Source organism: Pseudomonas shirazensis (genome assembly GCF_014268785.2).
GTDB classification, from domain to species: Bacteria; Pseudomonadota; Gammaproteobacteria; order Pseudomonadales; family Pseudomonadaceae; genus Aquipseudomonas; species Aquipseudomonas shirazensis.
On record NZ_JABWRD020000001.1, the window covers coordinates 1,360,921 to 1,380,015 of the forward strand.

The 19,095-nt window shown below is 62.0% G+C and carries 20 protein-coding genes; 8 read left to right on the plus strand and 12 right to left on the minus strand.

The window, feature by feature from the left end; all coding sequences use genetic code 11:
• Positions 1-24: 24 nt before the first annotated feature.
• Complete coding sequence (locus HU736_RS05850) at positions 25-1,242, plus strand: acyl-CoA dehydrogenase family protein (RefSeq protein ID WP_150572412.1); 1,218 nt, start codon at positions 25-27, stop codon at positions 1,240-1,242.
• Between the two features lie 10 nt (positions 1,243-1,252).
• Positions 1,253-2,356 carry a sigma-54 interaction domain-containing protein gene (locus HU736_RS05855; RefSeq protein WP_103437578.1) on the plus strand — a complete coding sequence of 368 codons (1,104 nt, stop codon included), beginning with the start codon at positions 1,253-1,255 and terminating at the stop codon, positions 2,354-2,356.
• A gap of 33 nt (positions 2,357-2,389) precedes the next feature.
• Here HU736_RS05855 and HU736_RS05860 read toward each other — a convergent pair whose 3' ends face one another.
• The 6 genes from HU736_RS05860 to HU736_RS05885 are packed head-to-tail and all read right to left on the minus strand — an operon-like array spanning position 2,390 to position 7,822.
• Complete coding sequence (locus tag HU736_RS05860; RefSeq protein WP_186700943.1) at positions 2,390-4,342, minus strand: PAS domain-containing hybrid sensor histidine kinase/response regulator; 1,953 nt, start codon at positions 4,340-4,342, stop codon at positions 2,390-2,392.
• A complete protein-coding gene (locus tag HU736_RS05865) occupies positions 4,332-5,204 on the minus strand; it encodes a sensor histidine kinase (RefSeq protein ID WP_103437580.1) in 873 nt (290 codons plus the stop codon). Before HU736_RS05865 ends, HU736_RS05860 begins: the two co-directional genes overlap by 11 nt.
• The gene (locus HU736_RS05870) at positions 5,197-6,213 is read right to left on the minus strand and encodes an ATP-binding protein (RefSeq protein WP_437180449.1); all 1,017 of its coding nucleotides are present in this window, start codon (positions 6,211-6,213) and stop codon (positions 5,197-5,199) included. Before HU736_RS05870 ends, HU736_RS05865 begins: the two co-directional genes overlap by 8 nt.
• Positions 6,204-6,608 carry an anti-sigma regulatory factor gene (locus HU736_RS05875; RefSeq protein ID WP_186700942.1) on the minus strand — a complete coding sequence of 135 codons (405 nt, stop codon included), beginning with the start codon at positions 6,606-6,608 and terminating at the stop codon, positions 6,204-6,206. The genes HU736_RS05870 and HU736_RS05875 overlap by 10 nt, the downstream gene beginning before the upstream one ends.
• Complete coding sequence (locus HU736_RS05880; RefSeq protein ID WP_101319914.1) at positions 6,605-6,967, minus strand: STAS domain-containing protein; 363 nt, start codon at positions 6,965-6,967, stop codon at positions 6,605-6,607. The genes HU736_RS05875 and HU736_RS05880 overlap by 4 nt, the downstream gene beginning before the upstream one ends.
• A 3-nt stretch (positions 6,968-6,970) precedes the next feature.
• A complete protein-coding gene (locus HU736_RS05885) occupies positions 6,971-7,822 on the minus strand; it encodes an STAS domain-containing protein (protein WP_186700941.1) in 852 nt (283 codons plus the stop codon).
• Between the two features lie 262 nt (positions 7,823-8,084).
• Here HU736_RS05885 and yghU point away from each other — a divergent pair, with 262 nt between their 5' ends.
• Entirely contained in the window at positions 8,085-8,924 is an 840-nt protein-coding gene (yghU, locus tag HU736_RS05890; RefSeq protein WP_186700940.1) for a glutathione-dependent disulfide-bond oxidoreductase, read from the plus strand.
• Between the two features lie 40 nt (positions 8,925-8,964).
• Here yghU and HU736_RS05895 read toward each other — a convergent pair whose 3' ends face one another.
• Entirely contained in the window at positions 8,965-9,957 is a 993-nt protein-coding gene (locus tag HU736_RS05895) for a bile acid:sodium symporter family protein (RefSeq protein WP_186700939.1), read from the minus strand.
• Between the two features lie 124 nt (positions 9,958-10,081).
• Between HU736_RS05895 and ampC the strand changes: the two genes are divergently transcribed.
• Positions 10,082-11,221 (plus strand): class C beta-lactamase, encoded by a 1,140-nt coding sequence (ampC, locus tag HU736_RS05900; RefSeq protein ID WP_186700938.1) that lies wholly within the window; start codon positions 10,082-10,084, stop codon positions 11,219-11,221.
• 296 nt (positions 11,222-11,517) lie between these two features.
• A complete protein-coding gene (locus HU736_RS05905; RefSeq protein WP_186701008.1) occupies positions 11,518-11,847 on the plus strand; it encodes a hypothetical protein in 330 nt (109 codons plus the stop codon).
• Between the two features lie 47 nt (positions 11,848-11,894).
• On the opposite strand, the gene HU736_RS05910 is transcribed toward HU736_RS05905, so the two are convergent.
• From HU736_RS05910 to HU736_RS05925, 4 genes are all read right to left on the minus strand, one after another.
• Complete coding sequence (locus tag HU736_RS05910; RefSeq protein ID WP_186700937.1) at positions 11,895-12,188, minus strand: hypothetical protein; 294 nt, start codon at positions 12,186-12,188, stop codon at positions 11,895-11,897.
• Positions 12,189-12,370: 182 nt separating this feature from the next.
• The gene (locus HU736_RS05915) at positions 12,371-12,559 is read right to left on the minus strand and encodes a hypothetical protein (RefSeq protein ID WP_101319928.1); all 189 of its coding nucleotides are present in this window, start codon (positions 12,557-12,559) and stop codon (positions 12,371-12,373) included.
• 138 nt (positions 12,560-12,697) lie between these two features.
• Entirely contained in the window at positions 12,698-13,018 is a 321-nt protein-coding gene (locus tag HU736_RS05920) for a YbjQ family protein (RefSeq protein WP_101319930.1), read from the minus strand.
• Positions 13,019-13,071: 53 nt separating this feature from the next.
• Positions 13,072-13,956: an EamA family transporter gene (locus HU736_RS05925; RefSeq protein ID WP_103437587.1), complete on the minus strand. Its 885-nt coding sequence runs from the start codon at positions 13,954-13,956 to the stop codon at positions 13,072-13,074.
• A 193-nt stretch (positions 13,957-14,149) separates the two neighbouring features.
• Between HU736_RS05925 and HU736_RS05930 the strand changes: the two genes are divergently transcribed.
• Positions 14,150-15,457, plus strand: a complete 1,308-nt coding sequence (locus HU736_RS05930) for a substrate-binding domain-containing protein (RefSeq protein WP_186700936.1) — start codon at positions 14,150-14,152, stop codon at positions 15,455-15,457.
• A 164-nt stretch (positions 15,458-15,621) separates the two neighbouring features.
• The gene (locus HU736_RS05935; RefSeq protein ID WP_225912981.1) at positions 15,622-16,713 is read left to right on the plus strand and encodes a TerC family protein; all 1,092 of its coding nucleotides are present in this window, start codon (positions 15,622-15,624) and stop codon (positions 16,711-16,713) included.
• Positions 16,714-16,752: 39 nt separating this feature from the next.
• Here the strand turns inward: HU736_RS05935 and HU736_RS05940 are convergent, their stop codons facing one another.
• Entirely contained in the window at positions 16,753-17,982 is a 1,230-nt protein-coding gene (locus tag HU736_RS05940) for an acyl-CoA dehydrogenase (protein ID WP_186700935.1), read from the minus strand.
• A 139-nt stretch (positions 17,983-18,121) separates the two neighbouring features.
• Here HU736_RS05940 and HU736_RS05945 point away from each other — a divergent pair, with 139 nt between their 5' ends.
• Complete coding sequence (locus HU736_RS05945) at positions 18,122-19,048, plus strand: LysR family transcriptional regulator (protein ID WP_103437590.1); 927 nt, start codon at positions 18,122-18,124, stop codon at positions 19,046-19,048.
• Positions 19,049-19,095 lie beyond the last annotated feature (47 nt).

Sequence of the window (19,095 nt, forward strand, 5' to 3'; positions counted from 1 at the left end):
CTCAATTGACCTGGAGACTCGCACATGAGCAACCCGCTCGACAACGCTGCCCTGGCCGGCGGTATTGCCCACCCCGCTCGCTCTTCGGCCCTTGGCATTGCCCGCGAGCTGGCTGAGCAGTTTGCTCAAACCGCAGTCGAGCGCGACGAACGCGGCGGCACGCCCAAGCGCGAGCGTGACGCCCTGCGCAGCAGTGGCCTGCTCGCGCTGACCATCCCCACCGCCTATGGCGGCCAGGGCGCCAACTGGCGCGAAACGCTCGAAGTGGTGCGCGAATTCGCCCGGGTCGATAGCTCGATTGCCCATGTGTTCGGCTTCCACCACTTAATGCTGGCCACCGTGCGCCTGTTCTCGCGGCCCGAGCAATGGCAACCATGGTTCGAGCAGACGGCGCGCAAGCATTGGTTCTGGGGCAACGCCCTCAACCCTCTGGACACCCGCACCGTGGTCAAGCACTTCGACGGCTGGTGCGAGTTCTCCGGGCAAAAGAGCTTCTGTTCCGGCGCCAGCGATTCTGAGATGCTGATCGCCTCGGCCGTGGACGAACGTGCCGGCGGCAAGCTATTGATCGCGGCCATCCCCAGCGCCCGCACCGGCATCAGCCTGCACAACGACTGGAACAACATTGGCCAACGCCAGACCGACAGCGGCAGCGCCACCTTCGAACGGGTGCGGGTCGAGCAAGACGAACTACTGCTCGACCCTGGCCCGCTGAGCACGCCATTCGCTGCATTGCGCCCGCTGATTGCTCAGTTGCACTTCGCCAACCTGTTCCTCGGCATCGCCGAAGGCGCCTTTGCAGAAGCGCGCCAGTACAGCCTCAAGGAAAGCCGCCCCTGGTTCCGCTCCAGCGCGGCACAGGTCAGCGAAGACCCTTATGTGCTGCGCCATTATGGCGAGTTCTGGGTGGGCCTGGAAAGCGTGCGCTTGCTGATCGAACGCGCCGCCGACCAGCTCGATGCTGCCTGGCAGCAGGAGCATGCGTTGAGTGCAGAGCAACGCGGCGACCTCGCCCTGGCCATCGGCACCGCCAAGGTCGCGGCAACCCGCCACGGCCTGGATATCTGCAACCGCCTGTTCGAAGTCACCGGTGCCCGCGCCACCCATGCCTCACTGCGCTTCGACCGGCATTGGCGCAACCTGCGCACGCAAACCCTGCACGACCCCGTGGATTACCGCATCCACGAGCTCGGCGAGTGGGCTCTCAACGGCAAGCGCCCTGTCCCGTCCTTCTATTCCTAAAGGCACGCCCATGCAATTGCTCACCCTCCCCCCGTCACCGTCACTGGCCACCTCGATCCGGGCGACTGCGCAGGTCTTCGAAGACCCCAGGTCGCAGGCGCTGCTGGCCCACTTGCAACAGGTTGCGCCAAGTGAGGCCAGCGTGCTGATCATCGGCGAGACCGGCACGGGCAAGGAGTTGGTGGCGCGCCATATCCACGACCTTAGCAGGCGTCGCAACGGGCCGTTCATCGCGGTCAACTGCGGGGCGTTTTCCGAGTCGCTGGTCGAGGCCGAGTTGTTCGGCCACGAGAAAGGTGCCTTTACTGGCGCGCTCGCCGCCAAGGCCGGCTGGTTCGAGGAAGCCAATGGCGGCACGCTGTTTCTCGACGAGATCGGCGACCTGCCCTTGCCGATCCAGGTCAAGCTGCTGCGCGTATTGCAGGAGCGCGAGGTGGTCAGGCTAGGCTCGCGCAAGAGCATCCCGATCAATGTGCGGGTGCTGGCAGCCACCAACGTGCAGCTGGAAAAAGCCATCAATGCCGGGCATTTTCGTGAAGACCTGTACTATCGCCTGAGCGTAGTGACGCTGTCGCTGCACCCTCTGCGCGATCGCCCCGGCGATATCATGCCGCTGGTGCGCCACTTCATCCGCCGCTACAGCGAACGCTTGGGTTATGGCCCGGTCGAGCTCAGCCCACGCGCGCAGGCCAAGCTGGTCGAATACAGCTGGCCGGGCAATATTCGCGAGCTGGAAAACGTCATCCATCACAGCCTGCTGACCTGCGGCAACGGTGAAATCCAGGCGCAGGATCTGCGCATGTCCAACCTGCGCCTGGAGCGCCAGGAGGATGCCGCCGCCAGCCATGCTGGTTCGGCAGAAGAGCTGCTGGAGCAAGCGTTCAGCCGGCTGTTTGAGGAGCAGTCCGGTGAGTTGTTCGAGAAAGTCGAGAACGCCCTGCTGCGTTCGGCGTATCACTTCTGTCACTACAACCAGGTGCATACCGCGCAGTTGCTGGGGCTGTCGCGCAATGTCACGCGCACCCGCTTGATCGCGATTGGCGAACTGGTGGTGAACAAGCGCCGCAATCAGGAGGAAAGCGTGCATAGCCGGGTGGTGGGTTTGTCCATCTGACCTGCAGCCCTGCTCGCCAGGCTGCAGCCAGGGTCAGTCTGGGCTGACCCGCACGAGGGAACGACGGACCTTGTCCAGCAGCTCGCCAATCTGGAACGGCTTGATCAGCATATCCATGCCCGAGCCGAGAAACGCCTGCCGATCCAGCGCGGTCTCGGCGTAGCCGGTCATGAACAGCACCGGTAAGCCTGGCCGGTAAACCCGGGCCATATCAGCCAGCTCGCGACCGCTGATGCCTGGCAGACCGACATCGGTGAGAAGCAGTTCGATACTGCTGTCGTTGCGCAGATGGTCCAGCGCCTGCTCGATGGTTTCCGCCAAGGTATAGCGGTAGCCAGCGTCAGCCATCACCTCAGCCACCGACAGGCGTACCGAAGCCATGTCCTCGACGATCAGCACGTGCTCACCTGCGCCTCTTTGATCGACGTGGGCCACCAGCGCCTCGCTGACCGCTTCGCGGTTGCTGGCAGGCAACAGCAGGGTCACTTCCGTGCCCTGCCCCTGGGCACTGCGCAACGCGACATGGCCACCGGACTGGCGAGCGAAGCCGTAGATGGTCGACAGACCAAGGCCGGTGCCCTGCCCCAAAGGTTTGGTGGTGAAGAATGGGTCGAAGACCTTCTCCAGCAGGTCCGGGGCGATACCACTGCCGTCATCGCGTACCGTCACGGCGATGTAAGCGCCATCCTGAAGATTGGGGTCGGCACTGGCCACCACTGCGGAGGTAGTGACCCAGATATGCCCGCCCTTGATCAACGCATCGCGGGCGTTGATCACCAGGTTGAGCACGGCGCTTTCCAGTTGCACCGGATCGACCAGCGCAGTCGCCGGGCACTCGCTCAGCTGCAACTGCAGATCGATGCGTTCACCGATGGTGCGGGTCAGCAGCTCTTGCAGCGAACGTACGCGCTCGTTGACATCGACCGGATGCGTATCCAGCGGCTGCTGCCGCGCAAAGGCCAGCAGACGATGAGTCAGCGAGGCCGCGCTCATCGCCGAGCTCAGCGCCGCATCGGCATAGTTGGGCACCTTTTCCAAGCGGTTTTCGCCGACGCGTTTACGGATCAGCTCGAGGCTGGTGATGATCCCGGTCAGCAAGTTGTTGAAGTCGTGGGCGATACCGCCAGTCAGGCTGCCCAGAGCGTCCATCTTCTGCAGTTGCAGCAGCTGCGCTTCAGTGCGGGCGCGCTGGGCCACTTCGCGGGCCAGCTGGGTGTTGGCATCATCGAGTTTGGCCAGGTGCGAGCGCTCGCGGTGGCGATGCTCGGTGACGTCCTCAACGAACACCAGGCACAAGCCGGGGGTGCGATATGGCGACAACTGCCAGTCGGTGTCGCGCAACTGGCCTCTCACCGTCATGCCCAAGGTACCGCGCCAGCGCTCGCCGTCTGCCAGGTGCCGCCGCAAGGCAGCCAGGGCACGTTCCTGGCCCGGGGTGAAGCATTCCAGCAGCACTTCAGGCTGCTGATTATCCTGAATCAGCTGGGCGAATGCCTGGTTGCACTCGTGCACTTTGAACTGCGCATCCAGCACTGCAATCGGCGCCGACACGTTGCTGAATATCTCGCGAAAACGCGCCTCGCTTTCACGCAGGGCGCGCTCGGTGTCACGCACCCGCAGCAAGGTGCGCAGAGTCGCCTGCAGCACATCCGGGTCGACCGGGTGCACCAGGTAGGCATCGGCTCCGGCCTCAAGACCGGTAATGATGTCGCCGGTCAGGATCGACGCAGCCGAGACATGGATCACCGGCAGCAACGCCGTCTCGGGATCGGCGCGCAACAGGCGCACGACATCGAAACCGCTCATGTCCGGCAGGTTCACATCCAGGATCAACGCATCGATCTGTTCATTGCGGATCATCTCCAGGCCGTCGCCGCCAGTGCCTGCCTCGAGCACCTGATAGCCGTGCAGGGCCAGCCGCCGACGCAGCGCGTAACGGGTGGTGGCGTTGTCGTCGACGATCAGCAGGCGGATCTCAGAGCTCATCGGCGCTCTCCTGGGCGATGGCAAGCGGGATGATTACAAAGAACGTCGAGCCGACCCCGGGTTCACTTTCTACGCCCACTTCTCCGCCCAACAGCGCAGCGAAGCGTTTACACAAGGACAGGCCCAAGCCAGTCCCGCGCAGGCGTTTCTGCAAAGGCGAGTCGACCTGGGCGAAATCTTCGAACAGGGCGCCGAGCAGTTCCGAGGCAATACCGATACCCGAATCACTGACGGCAAAGCGGATGCGGTCAGTACCGTGCAGACGGGCCGACACGCGGATCTCGCCGCGCAGGGTAAATTTCAGGGCGTTGGCAATGAAGTTGCGCAGGATCTGCGCCAGCTTCTTGTCATCGGTATACAGCTGCGGCAAGCCTTGCGGCTCTTCGAAGATCAGGTCGACCGCGCCCATGTCGACGATCGGCCGGAACATCCCGCGCAAGGCGGCGAACAGGTCGAGCATATCGAACCAGGCTGGCGAGATATTGATCCGCCCGGCCTCGATCTTGGCCAGGTCGAGCAAGTCGTCGACCATGTCGCTGAGCTCGCGGGTCGCCGAGCTGATGAAGCCGACCTGCAACTGCTGTTCTTTGCTCAGCGGCCCGTCGATTTCGTCAGCGAGCAGGCTGGTGATGCTCAGGATCGAGCCCAGCGGCGTGCGGAATTCGTGGCTCATGTAGGCCAGGAAGCGGCTCTTGAGGTCGGATGCCTGGCGCAATTGCTCAGCCTGCACGTCCAGCTCGGCATACAGTGCGAGCACGCCCTGATTGGTCTCTTCAAGCTCGTCGCGCAAGGCTTCATTGTCGGCTTGCAAGCGGCTGATGAGGGCGGCCTGCTCCGCCGAATCGGGAATCTGTTCAGGCATAAGCAGCCTCCAGGTCGATGACCAATACGGTGACATCATCACGACCGCGGCAAAAATCCCGGTGCAGAACCCCAGCGATGATCGCCGGGTGGCGCGGGGCCAGGCCCGGGTAGGCTTGCAGGTTCCAACGCGATTGCAGCCCGTCGCTGTACATGATCAACAGATTTCCCTGTACCTGAGCGTAGTTGAACACCTGACCCTTGCGGTATTGACCGCCGACGATGCCGGGATACGAGGTCAGCCCGCGCGGACGTTCGCCGCCTACCAGCGTCGCACCGATGTTGCCGATACCGATAAAGGCCAGGTTGTCCGCTGCAGCGTCATACTGGGCAATCGCCGCCGCGCCGCCGCGCGTGCCGCCCATGGCGTGGTGCATTTCGGCGAGCAACTGTTCGGGTTCGCTGAAGGGGGTTCGAGCAAATTCCGTAGCGCCCGCCAGGGCGGCTGAGGCAGCCTCGCTGCCATGACCGAGGCCATCGACCACCAGGGCACTCAGGCGCTGATGATCGCGGGCGACATACCAGGTGTCGCCACAGGCTGGATCGTTGTGCAGTGAATGCTGACTGACGCCAATGCGTACGTCGGCGCCCTTGACATCGCGACGATGCAAACGCGCCAGCACCGCCGCGCCGCGCTCGTCCGCATACACATCGAACACCTGCGCCTGGCGGCTGACCGCGCCCAGGCCGATGCCTTGGGTACCAGCTGTGGAATACCTGTCCGTCAGGCAGGCGTGCACGTCAAAGCCAGGGCCTCGATCGATGGCCAAGAGCTCGAGTGCATGTGCCGCGCCATGCGGCAAGACACGCAGGTGCAGTTCGCCGCGTTCGGCATGCTTGAGCACATTGCTGGCAAGCTCGGTGGCAACCAGCGCCGCACGGCCTGCGTCGGCCTGATCAAAACCGTGGTCTTCGGCAAGCTTTTGCACGGTGCGCCGAGCATGGCCCACCTGGCTGCTGTCATCGAGCGTCAACACCTGGGTCAGGCTGGCCGCAAAAGTCATGTCCATCGAGTTATGGTCACCCGAGTGCCTTGCCCTGGGACGGTATCCAACTCGAACTCGTCGACCAATCGGCGCGCCCCGGTCAGGCCCAGACCCATGCCATTGCCAGAGGTCCAGCCATCGGTCAGGGCCAGTTTGGTATCGGGGATACCCGGACCTTCGTCACGAAACACCAGACGCAGACCCACCCGGCCAAGGCCGTCGATGATCTCCCAGTCCATGTCGCCGCCACCGCCATACACCACGGTGTTACGCGCCAGCTCGCTGACAGCGGTGACCATCTTGGTCAGGTCGACCAGGCGCATGCCGCATTCGCTGGCCAGCTTGCGCGCCAGTTGACGCGCCAGCACCACATCCTGCTCGATGCGTACCGGTTGACTGCCGCTATCGCGGACGTTCATGACTGGCCTACCCGCTGGCGCAGTAGGTGCATGCCGCGATCAACGTTCAGTGCCGTGCTGACACCGGGCAAGGTCAGCCCCAGTTCGACCAGGGTGATAGCGACCGCAGGCTGCATGCCGACCAGCACCGTCTCGGCGTCAAGGATGCGCGACAGTCCGGAAATAGTGGCGATCATGCGGCCGATGAACGAATCGACCATATCCAGCGCCGAGATATCGATCAGCACGCCGCGGGCGTTGGTCTGGTCGATGCGGCTGGTCAGGTCATCCTGCAGGCGCAGCGCCAGCTCGTCATGCATGTCTACCTGGATGGTCACCAGCAAAAACTGGCCCATCTGCAGGATCGGGATACGCTCCATCGTTTACGCCCGCTCGCCGATGTCGGTGCCCAGGCGCTTGAGCGCGAGTTTCAGTGCATCGGCCAGGTTCGACTTGGTGGTCAGGGTGCCCAGGTCCAGGCCCAGGTGCACGATGGTCTGGGCGATCTGCGGGCGCACGCCACTGATGATGCAATCAGCGCCCATCAGGCGGATTGCGGTGACGGTCTTGAGCAGGTGCTGAGCAACCAGTGTGTCCACGGTCGGCACGCCGGTGATGTCGATGATGGCAATTTCCGAACCGGTCTCGACAATGCGCTGCAGCAGCGACTCCATGACGGTCTGGCTGCGGTGCGAGTCAAGTGTGCCGATCAATGGCAGCGCGAGCACGCCTTCCCATAGTTTGACCACTGGAGTGGACAGCTCGAGCAGTTCTTCCTGCTGGCGCTTGATCACTCCTTCACGGGTCTTTTGATAGGTGCGGATGGTGTGCAGGCCAAACGCATCGAACAGCTCGGAAATTTGCCACAGTTGTTCGGCAAGCTCGGCTGGCTGATCGCGGTACTGGGTTTGCAGCAGCGCAAACAGCGGGCCTTTCAGCGAAAAGATGAACGAGGCAGTCTGATGCGACTCCTGGCCGAGCTGGGCACGGCTGGCGGAGAGTTTGTCGAGGAAGCGGCGGGTTTCTTCCCAGCCCGCAGCCGCTGGGTTAGCACTGCCCTCATGGCGCAAGCCATCTACGATCAGTTGCAGAAACTCACGGCTTTGCTGACGCAGGTCGTGCTCTTTGACGTTACGCGAAGCGCCACTGGCTTCGAGCGCTGCCTGCCAATCATTGAGCAACTGTGGCTGATTGCCGACGATCGCTTCCAGGGTGCTGCCTTGCAGTGCTGCCATATGCCGTTAACTCCGAAAACTTGCTGAGATGCCATCGATCATTCACTTCGCATTGAATGACATCCGCGGATATGAATAGTTGGGAAAAAACTGCAATAAATCGCTCGTATGCCCGCTGCGCTGCAGCTAACTCTAGGTCATGTTTGCCATTCATGGGCCAGCACGGCATGCCGACAAGGCATTTGCCCTGAACGACACCGCCGTGGCATAGATCTATGGGAGAGCTTTTTAACAGAAACCGCGCATTTGAGGAGATTTCTTTGTGAGCAACCCACAGTACGTACCGCCCAAGGTCTGGCGCAACGAGCCCGCCAATGCCGGCAAGTTCTCCAGCACCAACCGTCCGGTGGCAGGCGCCACCCACGAGCAGGCCTTGCCACAGGGCAAACAGCCGCTGCAGTTGTACTCGCTGGCGACGCCCAACGGCGTCAAGGTGACCATTCTTCTTGAAGAATTATTGGCACTCGGCCATAGCGGCGCCGAGTACGACGCCTGGCTGATCCGCATTGGCGAGGGCGAGCAATTTTCCAGCGGTTTTGTGGCGGTCAACCCCAACTCGAAGATCCCGGCACTGCTTGACTGCAGCCAACAGCCACCGGTGCGGGTGTTTGAATCGGGCTCGATCCTGCTGTATCTGGCAGAGAAGTTCGGTGCGCTGCTGCCGAGCGCCCCAGCCGCACGAACCGAGACACTCAACTGGCTGTTCTGGCAGATGGGCGCAGCACCCTACTTGGGCGGCGGCTTCGGCCACTTCTATGTGTATGCGCCGGAGAAGATCGAGTACGCCATCAACCGCTTCACCATGGAAGCCAAGCGTCAGCTGGATGTTCTCGAGCGGCGTCTGGCCGAAAGCCCTTACCTGGGCGGCGACGAGTACAGCATCGCTGACATCGCCGTATGGCCCTGGTACGGCCAGTTGGTGCGCGGCAACCTGTATGACGCGGCGCAGTTCCTCGCCGTCGAGGAATACCCCAACGTGCAACGCTGGGCCGAAGAAATTGCCCAGCGCCCGGCAGTACAACGCGGCACGCGGGTCAACCGCACCTGGGGCGATGAGGCCACGCAGGTTGCAGAGCGTCACTCTGCGCAAGACCTGGATTAACCAGTAATACGTGCCGGGGCTGCGCCCCGGCCAGTTACGTTCAGGATGATGCAGCTTCGCCCTCGACCTCTTCCTTGCGGCTGGCGTAACGCTGGGCCAGCACTGCACAGACCATCAATTGAATTTGATGGAACAGCATCAACGGCAGGATCATCGCGCCGATCCCGCTACCGACGAACAGCACCTGCGCCATGGGCACACCGGTAGCCAGGCTTTTCTTCGAGCCGGCAAACAGGATGGTGATGCGGTCTTCGACACTGAAGCCGAGCGCTCGGCCGAGCACCCGCACGCCCAACAGCACTACCGCCAGCAGTATCCCGCACACGGCGAACAGGCCGGCCAGATGTTGCGGCGACACCGTGTGCCAGAGCCCGGTGACAACCGCTTCACTGAACGCGGTGTAGACCACCAGCAGAATCGAGCCCTGATCGACGATCTTCAGCCAGCGCGCGTTGTGCTTGACCCAGTCGCCGATCCAGCGCCGAGCGATCTGGCCGGCCACGAATGGCACCAACAACTGCAGGGTGATTTTCAGCACCGCGTCCAGGCCCGAGCCGGTATTGCCGTCGGCACCCAGCAGCAACATCACCAGCAGCGGGGTGAGGAAAATCCCCAGCAGGCTCGAAGCCGCTGCGCTGCAGATCGCAGCCGGGACGTTGCCGCGCGCCAGCGAGGTAAAGGCGATTGCCGATTGCACCGTGGCCGGCAAGGCACACAAATAGAGCACGCCCAGGTATAGCTCGTTGCCTACCAACGGCACGAACAGCGGCTTGAACGCCAGCCCCAGCAGCGGAAACAGGACGAAGGTGCAGGAGAACACCAGCAGGTGCAGACGCCAGTGGCCAGCACCCTTGATGATTGCCTCGCGCGACAGCTTGGCCCCATGCAGGAAGAACAGCAGGCCGATAGCCAGGTTGGTCAACCAGCCGAACACCACTGCACCCTGGCCCGAGCACGGCAGCAGCGTAGCGATCAGCACCACGCCGAGCAGGGCCAGGGTGAAGTTGTCGAACAGCATGCGGAAGTACTTCATTACTCATTCCTTGTTGTCATCGTGCAGCGCACGACGATAAGGTCTGCGGCTTATCTGCGCTAACGCTGGAACGCCCGCCAGTGTCGCGCAACGGACACCGCGTACGCTGCAGACAGGAATCCCCATGCTCACTTCCCGCACATTTCTCACCCTGCTTGGCCTCACCTGCTCGCTGGCCAGTACGCACAGCCTTGCTGATGATCTGCAATCTCGGGTCGATGCCGTGATCAAACCGTTGATGGAAAAACACGCGATCCCAGGCATGGCAGTTGCTGTGTTCGCCGATGGCCGAGAACATATCTTTATCTATGGCGAAGCTAACAAGGTCGACCACCAGCCGGTAAGCCGCGAGACCCTGTTTGAAGTCGGGTCGTTGAGCAAGACTTACACCGCGACACTGGTGGCGCTGGCCAGTGCCGAAGGTAAAGTCGATCTGGCCGCGCCAGCCAGCCGCTATCAACCTGCGCTGAGCAACACGGCCTTGGGCCAGGCCACCCTGCTGGAGCTGGGCGCGTATAGCGCCGACTGCCTGCCATTACAGTTCCCGGATGACGTCAAGAGCGACGCCCAGGCGCTGGTGTTCCTCCAGCAATGGCAACGCAAGGCTGCGCCAGGCACGCAGCGCTGCTATTCCAACCCCAGCCTCGGCTTGTTTGGCGACCTGGCAGCGCGCGCGCAGAAGCTGCCCTTCGCGAAGTTGATGGAAGAGTCGCTGCTGCCAAAGCTTGGCCTCAACCACACCTACCTGCAGGTGCCTGCCAGCGCACACAGCCAGTACGCCCAGGGTTATGACGCTCAGCAGCGGCCAGTACGGGTCACGCCCGGCGCCTTCGCTGATGAGGCCTACGGCATCAAGACGACGATCGTCGACGCGCTGCGCTATGTGCGCGTGCAGGTACAGCCCGAGCAATTGACTGCACCACTCAAGCAAGCCATCGCCCTCACCCACCAAGGTTACTTTCAGGTGGGCCGCATGACTCAGGGCCTTGGTTGGGAGCGCTACCCTCATCCCGTGACTCTGCCCACACTACTCGCGGGCAACGGTGCCGGTATGGTCCGCGAGCCGCAGGCTGTAACCCGCTTGAGCCCGGCCAGCCCCGCCGACGCTGGCGCTTGGTACAACAAGACGGGGTCAACCAGTGGCTTCGGTGCCTACGTTGCATTTATCCCCAGCAAAGGCCTGGGTATCGCCCTGCTTGCCAACCGCAATTACCCCAATGAAGCCCGTGTCGAAGCGGCCTACCAGATCCTTTCCGGGCAGTGACTGATGGATTGTCGGACATTATGTAGTGAGGAAAAATATTCACTACAAAACTGTTGACGCCGTTGATCGGCGTTGGGCATGATTAAGCCGTCTCCCTGATCGGGAGCGGTGGCAAGGGTAGTCCAGACGGCTTGCGCGGTAACGCAAGGCGTTCGTGGAGAGGGAACTGTCCAAAAGGCAGCATGTGAAAAGCCCCTGTTGCAACGCTGCGGTAGCAGCCTTGGTAGCGCGCTACATGTGTAGAGCGCCAAGTGTGAAATCACTAAACGACGGGTAATAGGGGCTTTATGATGAACATGAATTTGAACGACAAACCGACTGTTGACCAATTGGCCGAGCTGTTCGCTGCACGCAAGGACAGCCTTGACGATCACCTGCTGTGGATCAGCCAGACTGGCGAGGTTCGCCTTGATCGTCTGCCGCCGAACAGCCTTGAAGACGAATTTGCAGCGCACCTGCCCAGCACCTGCGCCAGCTTCAGGGTCTACCGTCGCGGCCAGGGCTTTGTTGGCAAAAAGGCTGCAGCCGACACCGAGTTCGTTGGCCGCGTGCTGGAAACGCTGCAACAGGAATGGCCTGCAGCCCGTGAGCGGCAAGTAGCCAAGCTGATCGAGCCACTGAACTGAGCGGCCTGATTGTGGTGTTGAGCCCGGCCTGCAAAGGCCGGGCTTTTTCATGCGCGTAGCCGCTGCGGCTGCGGCGCAGCGTCAAGGCTCATGGCCCGCGCCCGGTTGACACCCCACACCATCGCCCGCGTAGTCGTCTCGCCGGGCCGTGTCGGATAGTACTCTTCCAGCAATGCTGTGCCGTTGTCGCTGTACATGCCGATGAACATCTGCGTGGCGCCCAGCCGTGACAGGCGGACCTGCACGTCAATGGTAATACCGTCGCTGAGTTGTTCTTCATGGCTGCGGCTGGGCAGCTGTGATTGGGCCCAATGCCGGTAGGCTTCTTCCCTGATGCGCATTGCAGTCAATCCTCCTTTTGTGAAAGTACAGCGCAAGCAGACCACAGCATTGTTACATCTGCGAGTGCAACTCACTGTTAACTTGCGCAAAATCAACAAAGCTCATCATAAGCGTGCCGTTGGGCGAAAATCCTGTAGGCATTCCTGTCTTGGGACCGCTGCACGCTGCCAATGACACTGTTTTACTTGCGCGCCGGAATCCGCGGCGTGAACCGCCCTTTCTTGCAGCGCTGCAACGCCACCGGCTGCATCTGCTCGGAGTCATCCAGGGTCATATGGGCAAAACCCAGGCGAAACGCAGCTTGCCCGCAGCGCACCTGATTGTTGATCGGAAACACGTCATTAAGGTCTTCGACAAAGGCTTCGCTCATCGCCCAACTCCCTGCACAGTTAGCCGCGCCGGCAAGCCCCTCGCTTGCCCGATAAAGCCCGGCTGTTGAACTGAGACTAGCCGGTCATTCTCGGACTGCTCGGGCGAAAAACCCATAACTGACCAGTGGCACTTAGCCTTATCTGAGCCTGACTGCAGTACCCGTGGCGAACACCACCACCATGCCGCCCTGCACCGAGGGCATGCTGATTTCGAAGTCCACGCCGACCACTGCATCGGCATTCATCTGCCGCGCGCGGGCGATCAACTCAGCGGTAGCCTGCTCGCGGGCTTGCTTCAATGCACTTTCAAGGGTCTGCGAACGCCCCCCGAAGAAATCCCGAAAGCGCGCAAAGAAATCGCGGACGAAGTTGATCCCCTGCACCGATTCGGCGCTGACCAAGCCCAGGTATTCACCAATCGGACGGCCATCGAGCTGGCTGGTGGTAGAGATGATCATGCACATACTCCTGCTGCTGCCCGGCCTGCATGGCCGGGGCAAAAGAAGCGATCTTAGCAAAGCGCCGCGCGCAGGCGCTGGCTCAGCCGACTGCCAAACACATTGATCAACAAGCCGACCATTACCAGCAGCGCGCCCCAGCCCTGAATAGCGCTGAGCCGCTCACCCAGCAACCACGCCGATGAGCTCAGGCCGATTACCGGCACTAACAATGAAAACGGCGCAACCTTGCCGGCCGGATGGCGCGACAGCAGCGTGCTCCAAAGGGTGTAGCCAAGCATGGTTGCCGCATACGCCAGAAACAGCAGCGCGCCCACTGAACTCCAGCTGATATGGGTCAACGCCTGACTGATTCGCTCGGGGCCCTCAAGCATCCACGACAAGGCCAGAAACGGCAGCGGCGGAATCAACCCGCCCCACACCACCAGCGCCACCAGATTCACCGAGCCAAAGCGCCGCGTGATGATGTTGCCCATGCCCCACATCGCACCGCCACATAGCGTCAACAACAGCGCAATCAGCGGCACATGGCTGCTGTGCTCACTGCCGATCAACATAAGCCCGCCTGCCGCTACCAGCAAGCCAAGGACACTGGCCGGGCGCAAGCGCTCGCCGAGAAACAGCGCGGCAAAGCCTAGGGTGAAGAACGCCTGCGACTGCAGGATCAGCGACGCCAGCCCAGGCGGCATGCCGCTGTGCATGGCCTGGAACAAGAAGGCGAACTGGCCCAGGGAGATCGTCGCGCCATAGGCGATAAGCCAGCGCCACGGCAGGTTCGGTCGCTTCACCAGCAGTACGGCCGGGAACGCCACCAGCAAGAAGCGCAAGGCGCCCAACAGCATCGGCGGCAAGCCATCGAGGCCTACCTTGATCACCACGAAATTGACTCCCCAGATGATGATCACCACTAGAGCGATCAACAGGTCCTTGAGCGGCATCATCAGGTCCTTATCCAAACTGTTATAGACATATTTCGTAACAGCATAAGGGTTTTTTGCCGCTCGTGACCCGCACAGTTGCTGGCCAGGGTTGCGCTACAGTCTGGCGCAGCACGGCTGAGCCAGCACCGTCATCTGCCAGTCATGCAACTGTCGTAATCTGCGGGGCATCACTGTGCCCCAGGTTTCCGGCATGCCGCGTCTGCTCTCACTCCTGTTGTTGTCGCTGCCACTGCTCTGCCTGGCTGAGCCGGTGCAATTGCGCATTCAGGGCTCTAACACCATCGGCACTGCGCTTGGGCCTGCGCTGGTTCAGGGGATGCTGCGCAGCAAGGACGCGACGGCGATCGAGCATTCCACAGGGGCTGTGCCCAACGAAATCGCCATTACGGCGCAGGGTCGCGATGGCGAACTCCTCAGCGTGCTGATCGCAGCTCACGGCAGCAGTACCGGTTTCGCTGCACTGGGCAGTGGTGCGGCAGACCTGGTTGCATCCTCGCGACCGATCAGTGACGTCGAGGTAGATCAGTTGCAGGCGTTCGGCGACTTGCGCAGCGGCCGTTCCGAGCAGGTCATCGGCCTCGACGGCGTCGCCGTGATCGTCCATCCAGACAATCCACTGACCAGCCTCACCACAGCGCAGCTGGCCCAGGTGTTTGCCGGTCAGGTAACCCGCTGGGAGCAACTGGGCGTAGCGGGCGGTGCTATCCGACTGTATGCGCGCGATGACCGCTCCGGCACCTTCGAGACCTTCAAGGCGTTGGTCCTCGACCCTGTACGTAGCGCACTGAGTGGCGAGGCCAGGCGCTTCGAGTCCAGCGACGCGCTGGTCGAGCAGGTCCAGAGCGACCGCCAAGCGATTGGCTTCAGCAGCCTTGCGGCCGTGCATGGGGCCAAGGTCCTGGCCATTGCTGCTGGCGATGCGCCGGCCCTGCCGCCCAGCCGCGCGCTGGTTGCCAGTGAAGATTATCCGCTGTCGCGGCGCTTGTACTTCTACCTGCCGGCCAGTCCGCATCCGCTGGCCCAGGCGCTGGCTGATTTTGCCCAAAGCCCGGCAGGCCAGGTCATCGTTGCTGAGCAAGGCTTCGTCAATCAGCAAGTCAAAGCTTTGCCGATCCCCGCCCAGGCAGACATGCCAGCGCGCTACCGCAGCCTTGCTCTGAAAGGACGTCGACTGACCGTGAACTTTCGCTTCCAGGAAGGCAGTGCGAGCCTGGACAGCAAAGCGCTGCGCGACGTACACCGGGTCGCAGACTTCCTGCAGCAGGCCGGCCACGAGCAAACCAGGACGCTATTGGTCGGCTTCGGCGATCCCAAGGAAACACCGGGCAGGGCCGCCTTGCTCTCGCGCCTGCGGGCCATGGCAGTGCGCCGCGAACTGGCCCATGAAGGCCTGCAGAACATCGACGTGCTGGGTATGGGCGCCGAGCTGCCGGTAGCGGGCAACGAGCAAGAGCAAGGCCGCCAACGCAATCGCCGGGTCGAGGTGTGGGTGTATTGAGGAATGCAGAGGGCCACGCAAAGAAATGTAACAGGCTGCCACTCGGCAGCTCCGGCATCTGGGTCTAGGCTCTAACCCATGTGATACCGGGCCCCTCTGACGGCTGCCACGCCGCCATGTCGGATCACTGTTGCCATGCAACGTCGACAATCAAGGAGGGGCTCATGACAGCTCTACAGACCTACCTCGCTACTCCCGTACTCGGTACCAGCGCCTGGCTGTGGCTGGTTTTCGTCGTCATCGTGGTTGGGCTGCTGGTGCTTGACCTTGGCGTCCTGCACCGCAAAGAACGCGAAATCGAAATGCGTGAAAGCCTGCTGCTGTATTCAGGCTATTTCAGCGTGGGCGTACTCTTCGGCGCCTGGGTCTGGTTCGAGTTGGGCGCGCAGTCGGCGCTGGAGTTCTACACCGGCTTCCTGGTCGAACAATCGCTGTCGATGGACAACGTGTTCGTCATGGCGATGATCTTCAGCTACTTCGCCATCCCACGCCGCTACCAGCACCGCGTGTTGTTCTGGGGCATCCTCGGGGTGGTGGTGCTGCGCGCGATCATGATCGGCGTTGGCGCTGCGCTGGTGCAGAACTTTGCCTGGGTGCTCTACCTGTTCGGCGCGTTCCTGCTGTTTACCGGGGTGAAAATGGCTCTGTCCAAGGAGGATAGCCAACCGGACCTGGCCAACAACCCGGTGTTGAGGTTTGTACGCCGGCATATGCGCGTCACTGACGACGTGCACGGAGCAAAATTCTTTGTCCGGCTGACGCCGCCCGGTGAAAGCAAAGCGCTGCGTTACGCCACACCGCTGTTTCTGGCGCTGGTGTTGATCGAACTGGCCGACCTGGTGTTTGCCGTCGACAGCGTGCCGGCGATCTTTGCCATTACTCAAGACCCGTTCATTGTCTACACCTCGAACATCTTCGCCATCCTTGGCTTGCGCTCGCTGTACTTCGCGCTGTCCGCCCTGATGCATCGGTTCGTATATCTGAAGTACGCGCTGGCCCTGGTGTTGATCTTCATCGGCTGCAAGATTTTCTATCACGGCCTCATCGGCAAGGTGCCGGCGCTGCTCTCGCTGGGGGTGACTTTTGCACTGTTGCTGGGCGGGGTCGTGCTGTCGTTGCTCAAGACCCGCAATGATGCGACAGCGGGTGGCCAGCCTGGTCATGGACCAGACCCCGTGGCTCATCACCGGCCAACACCACGCTCAATTCAGGAGGGAGCGATCACTGAAAATCCTGACTCGCTGAGGAACCGCTAGCCAAGTGCAAGTTCGGCGCGCTGCCCAGGCGCGCCACCCTCAGCGGCCCATGCGCAGTAACTCCGCCGGTACATACTTGCCGATTTCATACTTGCCGATGGCGGCCCGATGCACCTCGTCCGGCCCGTCCGCCAGGCGCAGGGTGCGCTGCATGGCGTACATATAGGCCAGCGGGAAATCAGCGCTGACCCCTGCCCCGCCATGGATCTGGATGGCCCGGTCGATCACTTTCAACGCGACATTGGGCGCGACCACCTTGATCTGCGCGATCTCGCTGCGGGCGACCTTGTTGCCAACGGTGTCCATCATGTAGGCCGCCTTCAGCGTCAGCAGGCGGGCCATGTCGATTTCCATACGCGAGTCGGCGATCTTGTCGATGTTGCCGCCAAGCCGCGCCAATGGCCGGCCAAAAGCCGTGCGTTCAACCGAGCGCCGGCACATCAATTCCAGCGCACGCTCGGCCATGCCCACCGAACGCATGCAGTGGTGAATCCGCCCCGGCCCCAGCCGCCCCTGGGCAATCTCGAAGCCACGGCCTTCGCCCAGCAGGACGTTTTCATAGGGCACGCGCACATTGTCGAAGAGCACTTCGGCGTGGCCATGGGGGGCGTCGTCGTAGCCGAACACCGGCAATGGCCGGACGATCTTCAGCCCGGGCGTGTCGGTGGGTACCAGAATCATCGAGTGCTGTTCATGGCGCTGGCCATCCGGGTTGGACAGGCCCATGAAGATCATCACCTTGCAGCGCGGATCGCAGGCGCCGGAGGTCCACCACTTGCGCCCGTTTATCAGCCACTGATCACCATCGCGCACGGCCGTGGCCGCCATGTTGGTGGCATCGGACGAAGCCACGTCCGGTTCGGTCATGGCGAACGCCGAGCGGATCTCGCCGCGCAGCAGCGGTTCCAGCCACTGGCGCTTCTGCGCCTCGCTGGCGTAGCGCACCAGCACCTCCATGTTGCCGGTATCGGGCGCCGAGCAGTTGAACGGCTCCGGCCCCAGCAGGGAGCGGCCCATGATTTCCGCCAAAGGCGCGTATTCAAGGTTGCTCAGGCCCGCGCCGTATTCCGAGTCGGGCAGAAACAAGTTCCACAGGCCTTCAGCGCGAGCCTTGGTTTTGAGCTCCTCCATTACCGCCGTCGGCTGCCAGCGGTCGCCCGCGGCAACTTGGCGGTCGAACACTGCTTCGGCAGGATACACATGCTGGTCCATGAACGCAGTGACGCGCTCTCGCAGGGCCTGCACCTTGGGCGAATAGGCGAAATCCATCGGGCTTACCTTCACAGGATGAAGAACATGGGCCTGAGCCTAGAACAAGCGCGCCAATCCACCTAGCCTATTTTCAGCGTGTATAAACATTCATAACCGATATATGATCCAGCGATAACATCACGTCGAGCGGCGCCCAATGAATCTCAGCAAGGTTGACCTCAATCTGTTCATCGTCTTCGATGCGATCTACACCGAAGCCAACCTAACCCGCGCCGGGCAGATCGTCGGCATTACCCAGCCGGCGGTGTCCAACGCATTGTCGCGGCTGCGCGAGACCTTCAACGATCCGCTGTTCGTGCGCACCGCCCAAGGCATGGTGCCGACGCCGATGGCGCAAAACATCATCGGCCCGGTACGCAACGCGCTGGCGCTGCTGCGGGTTTCGGTGCAGGAAAGCCGCATCTTCAATCCGCAACAGGCGAATAAAACCTTCCGCATCAGCATGACCGACCTGACCGAAGCGGTAGTGCTGCCGCCGCTGTTCCAGCGTCTGCGCCGGCTGGCACCAGCGGTGATGATCGAAAGCTTCCTGTGCAAACGGCGCGAAACCACCAAGGAACTGGCCGCTGGCCGCCTCGATTTCGCCGTCGATGCGCCGCTCAACACCGACCCGCAGGTGCGCCATGTCAAACTGATGCAGGACCGCTTCGTCTGCGCAATGCGTCAGGGCCACCCACTGGCCGAGACCAAGCTGACGCTGGAGCAGTACCTGGGCATGAGCCACATCCATATCTCCAGCCGGCGTAACGGCCTGGGATATGTCGACCTGGCGCTGGGCAAGATGGGCCTGCAACGCAAGGTTGCGCTGCGCTCACAACACTACCTGATGGCCTCGCAAGTGTTGCAGCAGACTGACATGGTAATGACTGTGCCAGAGCGTTTCGCCCGCCGCCATCAACTGCGCCACTTGCCACTGCCGGTTGACGTACCGCCGCTGGAAACTCACCTGTACTGGCATGAAAGCACCGACCAGGACCCAGCCAACCGCTGGATGCGCGAACAGATCATCGAGCTATGTGAGCGGGTTGTGGTGGAAGAGGAAAAAATGTTTGATCCTGTTTGACAGGTTTTAGGAGAATTTTCTTCTACCCGATCGGGATTAGCGGGAAA

Coding starts and splice junctions, on each gene's coding strand:
- HU736_RS05880 (WP_101319914.1), bottom strand. CDS start 6,967: ATGGAGCGTATCCCGATCCTGCAGATGGGCCAGTTTTTGCTGGTGACC.
- HU736_RS05885 (WP_186700941.1), bottom strand. CDS start 7,822: ATGGCAGCACTGCAAGGCAGCACCCTGGAAGCGATCGTCGGCAATCAG.
- HU736_RS05915 (WP_101319928.1), bottom strand. CDS start 12,559: ATGAGCGAAGCCTTTGTCGAAGACCTTAATGACGTGTTTCCGATCAAC.
- ampC (WP_186700938.1), top strand. CDS start 10,082: ATGCTCACTTCCCGCACATTTCTCACCCTGCTTGGCCTCACCTGCTCG.
- HU736_RS05860 (WP_186700943.1), bottom strand. CDS start 4,342: ATGAGCTCTGAGATCCGCCTGCTGATCGTCGACGACAACGCCACCACC.
- HU736_RS05850 (WP_150572412.1), top strand. CDS start 25: ATGAGCAACCCGCTCGACAACGCTGCCCTGGCCGGCGGTATTGCCCAC.
- HU736_RS05905 (WP_186701008.1), top strand. CDS start 11,518: ATGAATTTGAACGACAAACCGACTGTTGACCAATTGGCCGAGCTGTTC.
- HU736_RS05930 (WP_186700936.1), top strand. CDS start 14,150: ATGCCGCGTCTGCTCTCACTCCTGTTGTTGTCGCTGCCACTGCTCTGC.
- HU736_RS05870 (WP_437180449.1), bottom strand. CDS start 6,213: ATGGACATGACTTTTGCGGCCAGCCTGACCCAGGTGTTGACGCTCGAT.
- HU736_RS05935 (WP_225912981.1), top strand. CDS start 15,622: ATGACAGCTCTACAGACCTACCTCGCTACTCCCGTACTCGGTACCAGC.
- HU736_RS05865 (WP_103437580.1), bottom strand. CDS start 5,204: ATGCCTGAACAGATTCCCGATTCGGCGGAGCAGGCCGCCCTCATCAGC.
- HU736_RS05910 (WP_186700937.1), bottom strand. CDS start 12,188: ATGCGCATCAGGGAAGAAGCCTACCGGCATTGGGCCCAATCACAGCTG.
- HU736_RS05925 (WP_103437587.1), bottom strand. CDS start 13,956: ATGCCGCTCAAGGACCTGTTGATCGCTCTAGTGGTGATCATCATCTGG.
- HU736_RS05945 (WP_103437590.1), top strand. CDS start 18,122: ATGAATCTCAGCAAGGTTGACCTCAATCTGTTCATCGTCTTCGATGCG.
- HU736_RS05875 (WP_186700942.1), bottom strand. CDS start 6,608: ATGAACGTCCGCGATAGCGGCAGTCAACCGGTACGCATCGAGCAGGAT.
- HU736_RS05895 (WP_186700939.1), bottom strand. CDS start 9,957: ATGAAGTACTTCCGCATGCTGTTCGACAACTTCACCCTGGCCCTGCTC.
- HU736_RS05940 (WP_186700935.1), bottom strand. CDS start 17,982: ATGGATTTCGCCTATTCGCCCAAGGTGCAGGCCCTGCGAGAGCGCGTC.
- HU736_RS05855 (WP_103437578.1), top strand. CDS start 1,253: ATGCAATTGCTCACCCTCCCCCCGTCACCGTCACTGGCCACCTCGATC.
- HU736_RS05920 (WP_101319930.1), bottom strand. CDS start 13,018: ATGATCATCTCTACCACCAGCCAGCTCGATGGCCGTCCGATTGGTGAA.